Raw genomic sequence first — 14276 nt, forward strand, 5'->3', positions numbered from 1 at the left:
GATCGCTTACTGCCGCCGACCGTCAAAACCTTCTTTGGGCTTGGACAATTGCCTGCCCTTGCCCGCCTAACCCGAACTCACGTTACATTATCTACATCCACAGGCGCTTATGCGGAATGGTGTCCGCCCGGTATAAACACAGACGAATTTGAGAGACTTTGCCGAAAGGTGTATCCGCTTCATCCTGGTGTGTTTGTAGCTTTACCTTATGTATTCCGGCGTTTGGCCCAAAATGAGCGATCCATTTTTGCGTATCTTTCCTCACAGGAACCATTTGGGTTCCAGGAATTTTTATCTACACACAATCTTGGGGATACGTTAGGCTTGCCCAATGTATTTGATTACCTCACGGCAAATTACCAGGCAACGATTTATTCCTCAGGGCGTGCCCGGCCGTTAACCGAAGTTCTAGAACGGCTAGAAAATACTCCATTCTTAAGGCCAGTTGAACAAGACTTACTTAAGACCATTGCCTTGTTAAATTGGCTGGGTGAAATCAGTCCACTTCAAGCCAGGGAACGCTTAATCGTCAGTGCACTTACCTATAAATATCATGAGGCAGAAATCCAGACCGCGTTAGAAGCGCTTCAGCAAAAGTCTTTTGTCACTTATCGTCGGTTCAACCAAACGTATGCTGTTTGGCAAGGTAGCGATGTTGATATTGAGGAACGAATGCAAATCGCCCGTTCTGCAATAGAAACCACATTGAGTGTGGCAGAAGTCTTGCAGAAATATCTGCCGCCTCGGCCATTGTTAGCTCGACGGCATAGCTATCAAACGGGTACTCAACGTTTCTTTGATATGCGGTATGTAGATTCGCGGAATAAGGGCTTTGTTTCTCTGGATGCCTCACAAAGTGCTAGTGGCGTGGTATTGTTATGCCTTCCAAATACATTAGCTGAGGTGGAAGAATTTGAGCAATGGGTGCACAATGAAGAAATATCCAACAGGGTGAATCTGGTTGTTGGCGTTTCTTCACGTGCTATCCATTTGCGGGAATTGGCACAAGAATTACGAGGGTTACATTGGATACGGGAAAACACCCCAGAATTGCGCGATGATCCTGTAGCCCGGAAGGAATGGAGAACACGACTGGCTTTTCTTGAACGGGCTATTCGTTCAGACTTAGATGAGGCTTTTAATCTTCAACAAGGGTCTGCTCTGGCAGGTTGTCAATGGTATCACCAAGGGAGAGAGGTTTCATCGAGCGTGCGACGAGGGCTTTCGGCTTTGCTCTCAGATATCTGTGATACGCTTTACCCCTATTCACCTCGGTTGTGGAATGAACTTCTCAATCGCCGTGAATTGACCTCTCAGGGGGCTGGGGCGAGACGCACACTGATCGAAGGGATTCTAACTCGCGCGGATAAACCCTTGTTGGGAATTGAAAAATATCCTCCAGAACGCAGTATGTATGAATCGCTCTTAAATCGCGGCGGATTGCACCGTCAAAAGGGAGATATATGGCAAATTGTTCCGCCCAGTAAAGAGAATCCGATTCATTTGTATCCGGTATGGGAGGCTATGAGCCATTTCATCTTTAACGGTTTGCCCGAACCGCGTCCGGTGACGGATTTATATAACCTATTATTCTCTCCCCCTTACGGGGCAACTCCAGGGCTGGCGCCAGTTTTACTGGCCTTGTTTTATAAGGTGCATGAAAATGAAATTACCTTGTATAAAGAAGGCACATTAATGGTTGATCCGGATGTTGCCGATTGGGAAGTTTTACTGCGCCGTCCTGAATTGTTCTCCATTGCAGGATGCCGGGTAACTGGCTTACGGGCTGCTATTTTGGAAAGGATGGCGAAGGGGTTACGCGTTCAGCCCTTTGTGATGCCGGTGGTTCGTTCTTTAATTGGACGCCTCAAAGCCCTGCCTGAACATGCACAGCGAACTCGAAAACTTCCTGATTCTGCTCTAAACTTGCGCCTGGCTGCTGAAAAAGCTCGCTCGCCAGAACGTTTTCTCTTTGTGGAACTTCCTGAGGCATTGGGGATGTTGCCCTTCGAAGAGGAAGAATTTAATCCTCAACGCTTTGATATGTTCTTTGAACGATTAAATCTTAGCCTGGAAGCCCTTGCCAATGCTACTCCACGCTTACTTGTCTGGGCGCGGGATGTGTGGTTATCTGCCTGCGGGTTACCCAATGGAGAAGAAGGATGGGAGGCATTTCGCGTAGAATGCCAGAAAATGGCCGTTCGGGTAACGCATCCCCAGCTCATCCCACTGGTGAAGCGCGCTGCAGAGGCTCCTGATTCTCGGTCTGCGTTGGAAAGTGTTTTGGCGTTCATTGCCAGCCGACCACCCCGCACCTGGACGGACACCGATGCTGAGCGCTTTGAGGCACAGGCGGCATATATGGGCGATCTGTGGCGCGTTGAGGCGGGTATCTCAATTTCTCCCTCATTACCGCCAGAACTACAAGAGCGCAGTCAGAAAATTGTGAATGAGATGGAAACTTATCTTTGGACGCTGGAATCGGACAAACGGGTGCTTCAATCTGCTTTGCAAATTTTGCTGGCGCGCTTGAGAGAATAATCATGATGACAAACTGCTATATAATTATTAATTATCGGTTCCCTCGAGGTGTAAAGTGACAACTCAACAACCTGTGCGGCATATTGTCTCGCTTTCTGGGGGTAAAGACAGTACGGCGCTGGCAATTTATTTGCGCGATCGTATCCCCAACCTGGAATACGTCTTCTGCGATACCGGTGAAGAACTCCCGGAAACTTACGAATATCTAGATAAGTTGGAAGCAATTTTAGGTAAACGAATTGAAAAGCTTAATCCTGAAAGACCCTTTAGGCATTATTTAGAAGTGTATCGGGGGGTTTTGCCTGATGCGCGGACAAGATGGTGTACCAGAAAACTAAAAATTGAACCTTTCGAAAGATATGTTGGAGATGACCTTGTATACAATTATATTGGCATAAGAGCAGATGAACCTCATCGGAAAGGGTATATATCTACAAAACCGAATATTGTTCCAAAATATCCTTTTATTGAAGATGGTATTGTAAGAGAAGATGTATTTCGTATCCTTGAAGAAAGTGGGCTAGGATTACCCAAATATTACGAATGGAGATCACGGTCTGGTTGTTATTTCTGTTTCTTCCAGCAACGAATTGAATGGATTGGTTTAGCTCAAAAACATCCAGATAAGTTCCAAAGAGCTGTGGAAATGGAGAAATACAATCCAGAGACCGGTGAAAGTTACACCTGGGTTCCAGGAGAAAGCTTAAGAGATCTCATAAAACCAGAACGAGCGGAAGAAATTAAGGCTCACTCCCAAAGCAGACCTACCTCTTTAGAAAAAGCGGCTCCGAATACACCTCTTTCAAAAATTTTTAAAGCAAATATATATGATGACTTGGGGGATGACTCATGTCTAATATGCCATCTATAGATCAAAAAATTGAGTGTCTTAAACAAGAAATCAGGCTTATAAAAAGAGGTAAACACGCCGAACATTATCGCCCTCATAAGCTAGTAATGCTACTCTCTGTTATTGAAATGATAGAAAGGGGTTTAATAACGGAGAATAAGATTTATCTTTCGGATAAATTAATAGAGATTTTTGAGAATATATTTTATTTGGTTAAAAGAAAGGATGATTTATGTCAACCTGGGCCTCCTTTTTTCCACTTGCGAACATCAGGATTTTGGTACCATAAGATTCGCTCCGAGAAAGTGGAGGATTATAGCAAATTAACAACCACAGGTGGTGGTTTACGTCTTATTGACGAGTACATTGAATATGTATATTTTCGCCAAGATGTATATGAATTACTACAGGATCCAAAAGCCCGCAGAGAATTGAGATTGTTTATCTCTGAGTTATTAAATTCTCAAGAAGGTGAATAATGAACATTGGTGATAAGTTTACAATTAGTTTTCATGAAAAGTTCATTCTGTCGCGATCCTCTATTTATCAAATTTTAAGAGAGACACGCCAGAAAGTCAAAGTTGACAAAGAAGTATTACAAAATACCTCATTAGGAAATAATTATAAAAAATCTATGCCCCGATACGCTAAACGGGCAGGGTTGCTGGATGAAAAGAATCGGCTGACCCTGTTCGGGCGCTTTGTGGCGGAGTTTGATCCGCAAATGGAAAAATCGAGCACCCAGTGGCTATTGCATTACCATCTGGCTGCACCGCACCGTTCCACGGCTTTCTGGCATCACCTGGTGACCCAATGGTTCATTCCCGGCAATACTTTTACAGCCGAACAACTTGTGGAAGATCTGACAATGTTTTTGCAACGCAATACAGGAAGAACCCCTGCTCCACGTTCGGTCCGCAGTACCATCACCATCTTTGCCGGAACGTATCTCAAGAGCGATGGTCTAAAGCGCCTTGGTTTGCTCGAGGAATCTGAAAAAGGGAGTTACTATGTACCTCAGGTGAACCCGCCTCCTGTCTGGGCGCTGGGGTATGCCCTGGCGGAATACTGGAAAATGCATTATGGCGAGCGGTTGACCATCAACCTGGATGATTTCACCGGAAAAAACTTCGCCGGGATTTTCCTCTTAGGCGAAGAAGGGTTGACCGAGTTGTTGATCGAACTAAAACGGGAAGGGGTGATTGATCTGTACCGTATTGCACGTCCCTATCAAATTGTTCTGCTGCAACCCGGTTTGGAGTTTGCGCTGGAAAGGATATACATGTAGTGATTTCAGGAAGGATTAGGGGGAATTATGCATAATATTCGTACCCTTGTTCAGCAACTTCGACAGCCTGGTTCACGGGTGAGTGTGGGGGTATGGTTTTTCCCAGTCATGCATCTGGGGCATGAAGAAGATATTGCGGTAAGCCTTAATATGGAACCTTTGGATGCAAGGCAAGCTTACCTGGAACGTCTTCCAGAGGGGGCTAAGCATTCTGGATTAAGAACTCGATATGCTCATGAGAAATTGTTTGAATTCATAAACAGTATAGGAAATAGCACCTATAAACGAAACTGTTTGCTCCTGCATACTTTTGACCTGCTTTTATTGGGTATGGAAGTAGATGCGCGGGAACAATTCTGGAATGCAACACTGGCACTTCCTTACCTTCAAACGAAACTGATCATTGCTTTACCTGAAACCGCACATTACTTGCTGAACAATTCATTGAGATTTGCACCCCAAATTGCTGAGGGGGCTGTTTAAATCAATACTCAGGGAGGAAAATATGCTTATTAAAGAGCTGGTTCATATGGATGAATATGGTTCTTTTCGCTCGGATGTTCAGTTAAGCGATTATGATAACCCCTCTCTGAATCTGGAATTATTAAATAATTATATTTTTACAGTCAGTGCACCCATAACCAGTCAGGCAGGGCGGGATGTGGCAGCGAAAGATGTACTCGACATGCTCAAGAACGCTTTTACGATTGATCGGTCTGGTTCTGATTTCAACCGTATGGTCCTTACAGCCAATTATGGGCGAGGGAAGAGTCACCTGGCACTGGTACTAGCCAATTTACTTAGCCGCCCTGCAAATTCTAAAGAAGTTGAGATCATCTTTGAACGATTGGGGCAGGCCCTTAACAATTCTGCTTTGTTGAAAGGGTACCGAGAGTTCAAGGAAACCAAAGGTGAATTTTTAGTTATGCGCTTACGTGGTGATGCCATAAGCGATTTGCAGGAGGGTTTTTTACGCGCATTGGAACAGGCGTTGAAAGAACATGCTTCTACCCGGGGAGTTTCCCTGCCGTTCTGGTACGCCAAAGCGGAAGAGTGGCTGACCGCTCAAAGCCAGGAGACTCTTAAGAAGATTGATAGTTATCTGCACGACAAAGAACATACCGATTTAGCTACACTGCGACAAGACTATCGAAAAGCTGAAACCTATGAACTTATTCGTGAAGCCATTAAATACGCCACAGGATTGTATCCGGACTTTGGGCGTGAATTAAACTTAACCGAATTAATTCATTGGGCGGTGAATGAAGTATGCATACCCAATCATCTGGGTGGTTTATTGATCCTATTTGATGAATTCAGCCTGTTTCTTCAAAAATATGCTGCCTCTCGAACTCCTGGAAAGTTACAGGAATTACTTAACGGTATTAGCAATCACCCGGGTAAAAGTGCTTTTCTGGCATTTACTCAATTGGACATTGAAAGTGTTGTAGAGACCTATGCTCATGGCAATCGAAGAGAAGATGTTAAACGAGAATTAGATCGTTTACCAAGAGATAGACGCGCCCGCCTTTTCTCACTCATGGAAGGAGTGTTAGAGGCTTATCTCAAACAAGATGATGCTGCCTGGAATGTCTGGTGGAATCAGAAAAACGTGAAGCCAATGATGGTACGCAATCGCGAAATGTTGTTCACGTATTTTCCAAGGAGATATAACGATGCCTTAAAATGGGACCATGGTATGGTTGAAAAGATTGTTGTTCGTGGATGTTATCCCCTTCATCCATTAACCACAGCAATTCTCTCCACGCACACTTTCGAAGCCGGAGCAGGAGAAAATCCACGAACTGCTTTGCATTTCGTACGGGATCGTTGGAATAAGGGCATCCCTGATCAACCCGCCGAACGTGAGGATGGAACTCCCAACTTTATTTTTGCCGTTGAATTGGTAGATTTCTTTGGAGAACAAATCTCTAAGAGATGGTATGAGGCATATCGCTACGCGCTGGAGAATTCTCCCATATCTCTCACTGAGGATCATAAGGCTGTATTAAAGGCCTTGCTGCTTCAGCGTGCGGTGAGTGAACTCAGCTCAGAGGTAAGAAGTGGGAGCGAACAGAATGAGTTGTTGAGCAATTTATCGGGGTTAGATTTGAATCGAGTTCCATCTCTATTAGGGGAGTTAACCAACAATAGGGTGATCCAAAAAAACGGTAATACTTATTCGCTCTTTCCTATTGGGGCTCGTTCTCATGAGGCTGACCGAATTATAGGAGAAGCGGTACAAAAAATACCTGTGGATTACACCTTGCTGGAGGATATGGCCAAAAAAATTCCTCCTTTTACAATTCCCCAAAATTTTGGAAATCCAGATGATTGGGCACCCCGCCAGGTAGTGTTGATAAAAGAATACTTTGAGCCTGAGACACTTCAGGAATTAACCTCCCGATATCGTGTTGGCAAGAACGGTATTGAGGAGAGTCCACGTGGAATGGTGATTTGGCTACTGGCAAGAAGCGAAGAAGAAAAGATGTGGTTTCGTCAAAATGCCCAAGCCTTGTTGGATTCCGTTTCGGGCATGAAACCTAACCCACTACCGGTTCTTATTATTTTGCCTCATAAAGTGAATCCCGGTTTGTTAAATGCTGCTCAAAGAATAAAAGCCCTGATGAGTTTAAATCAGAGTGAACGCGAAAAGATAGGCTCTATTATATGGAATGATGAAAAAACCCGTACTGAGATCGAAATAAAAACTGGTCTTTATACTCTTTTGGGTGATATAGACCATTATTCCGACTTGGATCGGCAATTCCATGAATATATATTACCCGGGGAATATCTGGCATCTGTTCAAACTCTCAGGAAACATTCTATCAAAGAGGTTTTAACAGAGTGCTACCGTCAGGCGTATCAACATCGTGTGGAGTTTTCGGATAAACCAGTTATAACAAAGGGGGTAAACCACTTACGGACAGCTGTCGAAAATATTACCCGCGGTTTATTCGAAGATACTGTAGGACTGAGTATACGGAATTTAAAAAACCAGGATGTGCAATATACGGTTGCAGTCGAATATCTGACGAAAAAATGGGGCTTGTTGGATTTACAAAATTACAACATCCAACCACCAACTTCTCGTTCACTGCGTGAGGCCTGGAATCGGCTGGAATATGCTTTCCCTCCTGGTTGCAGAGAAACCTCAGCCAGGGAGATACTTATAGAATTCCTCAATCCTCCTTACGGACATGATTACAACACACTTACATTACTCCTCGCAGCGTGGATTGGCTTCCATCGTTATGAAATTCAATTGAGCCTTGAAGGGAGACTTAAAACTTTAGAGGAATTCAAAGAAATCTTTAATAATTCGAAGGGACCTAAGGGCTTCCTTGATACACTAATCACTCAAGGATTTACAATTCGTCGCATCGATATAGAGGAACGATTCATGGAAATTGATGCGATCATAGATCAGATCAGGCAGAAGGATTCGCGCTTTAGTATTCTTGAAGCAGATCAAGCCCTCAAAAAACTTGAACAAGCGCAATCCAATCCCCATTTGCCTGCAAACCGAATGGAATTAATCAAAACATATCGCCCATTGTTGGAGCAAGATCTTGCCAGAGCGCAGGAATATGATCGGCAGATCGGGGAGTGGCTTTCGCAATTACATTCGGCTGATGTCGAAAAGTTACTGACCATGGGCGACTCGTTGCGTCGGATTTCTTTTTCTGATTTGGTGGTTCCATCGAAACCCTCATTATCTGTTTTGAGAAAAGAATGGGAAACACGTTTAGAACACGAATTGGAACTTTATTGCAAGCGGTATTCTATGCTCACCGATTTGAGCCATTACACAACCAATGAAAATCAACTACAGAAAGTATTAAGAGTAGTTCAGGAATATCCAATTCTTGTATCTAAAGTTCAAAGGGCTCTTGAACTGCTCAAACAACGACAACAAGATCTCCAACAGCGCGAGAATGAAAAAGCAATTGTGGCTGAAATGAATGGCATGGAACCATCAGCCAAATTAGCGGCACTGTTCCAGTACCGTACAAAGTTGACCGAATTTCACAATCTATCAACGGAAACAGAAATTTTACGGAAGAACAAACTGGAGCAAATAGAAAGCCGAATACGTCAATTTGAAACGCTGGTTGCTAGCCTTCCGTTAGCCGTTGAAAAAGCAAAGAGCCTTGATGAATTGCGAGAACGAAAGACTCTTCTCCTGCGAAATGTAGACCAAACCCAGGATACTCCTCTGTATCAGCAATTGGAGGAGATTCAGAGCAGGATTGAGCGCCTCGAACGCTTTTTTGAGAGCCTTCGGGACATTGCTTCTCTACCATGCCGAACCCCCTCAGATTTGGATACGATTTCCCAGCGAATCCACGAAATTGAAAACCAATACTCAAATTACCTTAGTCAGGCCCAACGCGAGATACTCAATGAACAACGTAGGCAAGTTGATAACATTCGCCAGCAGGAAGAGCAAAAAGCGCGTCAATGGTTAATAGATCTGAGCGTTCGCTTTACCAATGGCGCTAAACCCGATGAATTATTACGTATTGCCCAGAATCCTCCTGAATTTCTCCCGAGCGAAGATCGGAGCAAATTAAACCAACTGACTCAGTTGTTACGACAGAAGGTAGAAAAAGATACTTTATTAAAAATAGAGATGCTGTTCAAAGAACTGAATACTGATACGCGTCGTGAGTGCCTCAAACGATTGCAAGAGCTGGTGGAGCAATTATAGCTATGGAAATCCTCCTCGATCATGAACAAGACTGTCCAGTTCCTGATGGCTATATCCTTGTAGAGAACGAAGTAGATTTCCTTCGTCTTGCTACTTCAGGGCAAAGTCTTTTAATTCGTGGAAGAGAGTTGTGCGCATGGGCAGAAGGCTTTTATAGTTTACGCAATCTGCCTGTACGGGTAGTCGAATCTCCCGGGATAGCTTTGAGGCGTTTTTTCCCTGAATTGACCAATGAGCAAGCCAAAGAGATTGCTCAGAAAATTGGTAAAAATTTTGTTTCTTCTGATGAGCTATCTCCTGTTCATATATTAGATGCCTGTTTTCCAATGGATTATCCTCTGTGGCATGGCAAACCCTCTCTTGAACATGCTGCTCATTGGTTGCTCTGGTGGCTGGGGCATCATCCTACGCCAGCCGAAAAAACCATTCTGGAGAAATTTGCTTCAATTATGGAGCAGTGTGCAGAGGATGAGACTGTAAAAAGCCTTTATCAAGCAACCAATGCTGAAAATGCTAAAGTCTTGTTATGGCAATGGCTTGGTGCTGAGAGGCCTTTCATGAGAGACATGAAAGAGTTTCCTGTTAAATTACCCCCTCAATGGCTGCAGGAACTCAAACAGGTATGGATGAAGAGGATTGTTGACAGTCAGGGGGCTTTCTTCGCGGAGATGAAATTTTTCCCGCTCCCCTCAGATCTTCGTCAGGAATTTGCTCATTTAGCGGCAGAGTATTACATAAAAAATCCACACCGACTAGATCGTACTGTTCTGGGCGATATTCAATTATTTGTATCACATAAGATATTTTCTGAACTCGAAAAACATCTCCCTCCTTCGGAACCTTCAACATTACCCGAGGAAGAAAGTGCCGTCTTGGCTTGGTTTGAGAATGAATATTTCCCGTACCGACGTTGGCAAGCAACCTACGGAGATGAAAATTCACGTCAAATTGTTCTCAAACATGCCCATAATTTTATCCGATGGTTGCTTAAACATTATCCACTTTGGCTGTTGGGTGGAGAAAACATTGCTTATCAAAAATCTGCTCGTTTAACAATAAATTCCTCAGACATGGTTATATTCTGTATCATATTGGATGGCTTACCAGTCTGGGATGCCAGTGTGCTTCTCCAGGAAATTTCCAGAGTGTCTCGATTGACGCTTTTAAAGAAATCTTATATCTTCACAACACTTCCAACAGTGACGGAGTTTGCTAAAGAAGCCCTTTTGCGAGGAGTGCCTCCCAATTTTACAGGTCAAACTCCTTTCCTGGGTGAAACTTTACCGGATAATCGTTCACCTAAGAGACACCTAAGAGATGTGCAGCCTGGTCAGGTGATATTCTGGCGTGTAGAACAACCAGACAAAGCATATCACTTTGAACAGGAAGACAAACGGGAGAAAAAGATATTTTCTGAACTTCAAACGATAGTACGTGAAATTGAAGAAGTTGTAAATACAACACCCGATAATATTCATCTTAACATTTTTATTACCAGTGATCATGGTCGACTGATGAACAGCCATTCTCCACGGCAATTACCACTTGAGGAGGGAATGAAAGCACATGGGCGTGTGGCATGGAAATCATGTGAACGGGCGTTCCCAGAAACCGGTTTTGTGATCTATGAAAAAGACGGATGGATTGAACTTGACGGGGAACGCTTTGGGATGAGGCAAAATCATTGTTTTCGCATTGCCTGGAATGAGTCGTGTTTTAACAGTTCTAATGGTTATGAAGCCTACCCCCATGGCGGATTATTCCCGGAAGAGGTGATCGTTCCCTGGCTCGTATTTGAACGTGACGCCGCAACGCCAGAATTGGATATTTCCATATCCGGTGAAGGTGAAGCAAATATGAGCAGCAAGGTTTTTATCTCAATACTCAATTCCAGCCGTATGTCGCTTGAATGTCAGGAAATAGAAATTTCGGGAGAGAATTATCTTGGTAAAATTACAGCCCATAAAGAAATTCCTCCACTGGACAAAGTTATTTTCCAAGAAATTCTTGCTCCATGGCCTTCTAAAATAATAGAAAGAAATTTGACCGCCAAAGTAACATTTACATTACCTAATGGCAAAATTTATACACAGAACGTTACTCCTGATTTGAAGGTCCAAATTCTGTATCAACAATCTGATGACTTACTCAAGGATCTCTTATGAGCACACCCCTTACGCAAGAAACCCTGAATGAAAAAACGAAAAGGGTTTTTGGAAGTTCGGCAATTGATAAAAGGCGCTTGCCCAGTAGCCAACTTACGAGGCGTAATGTTCCAGCTTATGTAGCAGAATGGGTATTGGATAGCCTTGCACCTGGTGAAGGTAAAGTTACGCAAGAGGAACTTGATAAAATTCAATCCTGGGCTGATCGTTATCTGCCACTTCCTGGTGAGTCAAATATCATTAAGAATCGATTATTAAATGGGGAAGTAGTTAAGGTATTAACTCCAGTAGAAGTAGAAATTGTTCTTACAAAACGAGAAAGGGAACGTGTAGCACAACTAAAACTTCTTGGTTTGCATGACGTCTATATAAGCGATGGAATTGTTGAGGAATATCCTGATTTACTCAAACAAGGAATGTGGGGGGTGGCAGAGCTGATTGCAACCAAAGAAGGGGTTGCAATTGTCTCTTTTAAACCAATGCAAGCCGTCTTAAACTTGGAGTTGTTTAAGCAAAAAAGAGCATATTTTACTTTGGATGAATGGCGTGCGTTGCTTTTAACTTCAATGGGATACAATCCTTGGGCTTTCGACGAACGTGAAAAAACTTATCTGCTTTGCCGTTTGCTCCCTCTTGTGGAAAAGAATCTTCACTTATTAGAGCTTGCTCCAAAAGGAACTGGCAAGAGCTATCTTTACGAAAATATCAATCCCCGGGTCCGTCTTGTAAGTGGTGGAAATGTGTCTCCAGCCGTATTATTTGTTAATAATGCTTCTGGGCAATGGGGATTGCTAGCCCGTTTCGCTGTTGTGGTGTTAGATGAAGTTCAAACATTAAAGTTTGAAAAACCACAAGAGATTGTTGGTGGCTTAAAGGGCTTTTTAGCAAATGGCAGATTAACGCGAGGTGGGTTATATGAAACAGCCAGTCCGTGTAGTCTGGTTATGTTAGCAAATATCCTGCTTGATAATCAACAACAGCCAATCAATAGTCCAATTGTTAAAGAGTTACCTGAATTCTTGCAGGAAACTGCGTTTATTGACCGTCTTCGTGGTATTATACCGGGATGGAAGATTCGCAAATTGAGTAGTGAATCGTTTGCTCAGGGAATAGGATTAAAATCTGATTTCTTTGGAAACGCATTACTCGCATTACGTGAAGATGTTATGGCAAATGAATACACAAATCGTAGACTCTCCTTGAAAGGCAGGAAAGTGTATAAACGCAATGAAGATGCTGTGCATCTTATTGCGAGCGGTTTAATGAAATTGCAATACCCTCACGGAGAAATTACTTCTGAGGAGTTTGAAATGTATTGTGTTCGCCCTGCTGTAGAGTTGCGGCAATTGGTTTGGGATCAGTTATATACTCTTGATTCTGAATATCGGCAATATGATGAAGAAATAGGTTATGAATTACGATAACATTCATGAATCAGCCAATTTACCTTGATTACAATGCCACTACTCCCTGCGATCCACGCGTTGTCCAGGCGATGTCACCGTATTTTACGGAGATTTATGGCAATCCGGCAAATGGTTTGCATGTGTTGGGACGCAAAGCTGCGCAGGCAGTGGAAACTGCTCGCGAGCAGGTAGCAGAATTGATTAATGCACTGCCTGGCGAAATCTTTTTTACTTCTGGGGCTACCGAAAGTAACCATCTTGCGATTTTAGGATCTGCAGAATATGCTCCTGCTTCGCGTCGGAAAATTATAACCTGTGCGATTGAACATAAAGCTGTACTTGCTCCTTGTAAACGTTTAGCAGAAAGAGGTTTTGAAGTTGTTATTCTCCCTGTAAATGAAGATGGTGTGGTGTGCCTTTCTGCTCTCGAAAAAGCACTAGATGAAAGAACATTTCTCGTGTCTATCCAGAGTGCGAACAACGAAATTGGGACAATTCAACCTATCTCGGAAATTGTTTCCATGGCGCATTCTCAAGGCGCTCTTGTTCACACTGATGCTGCTCAAGCAGTTGGTAAAATCGCTGTGAATGTTAATGCATGGGGGATAGATTTACTTTCTCTCAGTGCCCATAAAATGTATGGCCCAAAAGGAGTAGGTGCGCTTTACGTGCGTAGAGGCCCGCGCAAAATCCCTATTCGCCCTCTGCTTGAAGGTGGTGGTCAAGAAAGTGGTTTGCGGGCAGGAACATCGAATGTCCCCGGGATTGTTGGTTTGGGTAAAGCCTGCGAAATATCTTACTCTGAAATTTCTACCGAAAGTATCAGGATAAAGTCTTTACGAGATGAATTGGAGGAAAATCTTCTGGAAAACATTCCTCATCTTCGTATCAATGCTCGATTTGCATCACGCTTGCCCAATACAAGTAGTTTAACCTTTGAAGAAGATGCTGATGTATTATTACTACGTCTTCCCCAACTGATGATGAGCACCGGATCTGCCTGTAATACAGGTGCACTTGAGCCTTCTCATGTGTTACAAGCCATTGGGCTGACTCGAAAACAAGCTTCCTCTTCCATTCGTATTTCTCTAGGACGTATGACAACAGCAGAAAATATTCAAATTGCTATAAAACAAATTTCATCTGCGATTTCAAAATTAAACCGATAAAAGATTATACGTTACACGAACAAAACACAAGCCGGGCTCTGGTAAGCCCGGCTTTTGGAACCCTGCACTATGCCGGATGCCTGGCAAGGTACGCCCGCGCTGCAATCTGGAAGGCTTTCGCCGCCTCTGAAGTAGCCTCC

At 43.5% G+C, this 14276-nt stretch carries 9 protein-coding genes; all 9 read left to right on the top strand.

Translation table 11 applies throughout. The features are described from left to right. A partial coding sequence (locus ATHL_RS17765) for a hypothetical protein (RefSeq protein ID WP_162787802.1) occupies positions 1 to 2541 on the top strand: 2541 nt, incomplete at its 5' end. 55 nt (positions 2542 to 2596) lie between these two features. Beyond that, positions 2597 to 3412, top strand: a complete 816-nt coding sequence (locus ATHL_RS17770; protein WP_062196484.1) for a phosphoadenosine phosphosulfate reductase family protein — start codon at positions 2597 to 2599, stop codon at positions 3410 to 3412. After that, a complete protein-coding gene (locus ATHL_RS17775; protein WP_162787803.1) occupies positions 3391 to 3870 on the top strand; it encodes a hypothetical protein in 480 nt (159 codons plus the stop codon). Before ATHL_RS17770 ends, ATHL_RS17775 begins: the two co-directional genes overlap by 22 nt. Beyond that, on the top strand, positions 3870 to 4679 hold the full coding sequence (locus ATHL_RS17780) for a DUF4007 family protein (protein WP_062196488.1): 810 nt from the start codon (positions 3870 to 3872) through the stop codon (positions 4677 to 4679). The genes ATHL_RS17775 and ATHL_RS17780 overlap by 1 nt, the downstream gene beginning before the upstream one ends. A gap of 27 nt (positions 4680 to 4706) precedes the next feature. After that, entirely contained in the window at positions 4707 to 5162 is a 456-nt protein-coding gene (locus tag ATHL_RS17785; protein ID WP_062196489.1) for a hypothetical protein, read from the top strand. 22 nt (positions 5163 to 5184) lie between these two features. Next, positions 5185 to 9396, top strand: coding sequence for a hypothetical protein (locus ATHL_RS17790; RefSeq protein WP_062196491.1), 4212 nt, complete (start codon positions 5185 to 5187; stop codon positions 9394 to 9396). Further along, positions 9357 to 11561, top strand: coding sequence for a PglZ domain-containing protein (locus tag ATHL_RS17795; protein WP_162787804.1), 2205 nt, complete (start codon positions 9357 to 9359; stop codon positions 11559 to 11561). The genes ATHL_RS17790 and ATHL_RS17795 overlap by 40 nt, the downstream gene beginning before the upstream one ends. Next, positions 11558 to 12985, top strand: coding sequence for a BREX system Lon protease-like protein BrxL (gene brxL, locus ATHL_RS17800; protein WP_062196495.1), 1428 nt, complete (start codon positions 11558 to 11560; stop codon positions 12983 to 12985). Before ATHL_RS17795 ends, brxL begins: the two co-directional genes overlap by 4 nt. A gap of 5 nt (positions 12986 to 12990) precedes the next feature. Next, entirely contained in the window at positions 12991 to 14136 is a 1146-nt protein-coding gene (locus ATHL_RS17805) for a cysteine desulfurase family protein (RefSeq protein WP_062196496.1), read from the top strand. Positions 14137 to 14276: the final 140 nt, after the last annotated feature.

Source organism: Anaerolinea thermolimosa (assembly GCF_001050195.2).
GTDB classification, from domain to species: Bacteria; Chloroflexota; Anaerolineae; order Anaerolineales; family Anaerolineaceae; genus Anaerolinea; species Anaerolinea thermolimosa.

Excerpts from the sequence above, each read along its gene's own strand:
- ATHL_RS17775 (WP_162787803.1), top strand. The coding sequence starts at position 3,391 with ATGTCTAATATGCCATCTATAGATCAAAAAATTGAGTGTCTTAAACAA.
- ATHL_RS17780 (WP_062196488.1), top strand. The coding sequence starts at position 3,870 with ATGAACATTGGTGATAAGTTTACAATTAGTTTTCATGAAAAGTTCATT.
- ATHL_RS17785 (WP_062196489.1), top strand. The coding sequence starts at position 4,707 with ATGCATAATATTCGTACCCTTGTTCAGCAACTTCGACAGCCTGGTTCA.
- ATHL_RS17790 (WP_062196491.1), top strand. The coding sequence starts at position 5,185 with ATGCTTATTAAAGAGCTGGTTCATATGGATGAATATGGTTCTTTTCGC.
- brxL (WP_062196495.1), top strand. The coding sequence starts at position 11,558 with ATGAGCACACCCCTTACGCAAGAAACCCTGAATGAAAAAACGAAAAGG.
- ATHL_RS17805 (WP_062196496.1), top strand. The coding sequence starts at position 12,991 with ATGAATCAGCCAATTTACCTTGATTACAATGCCACTACTCCCTGCGAT.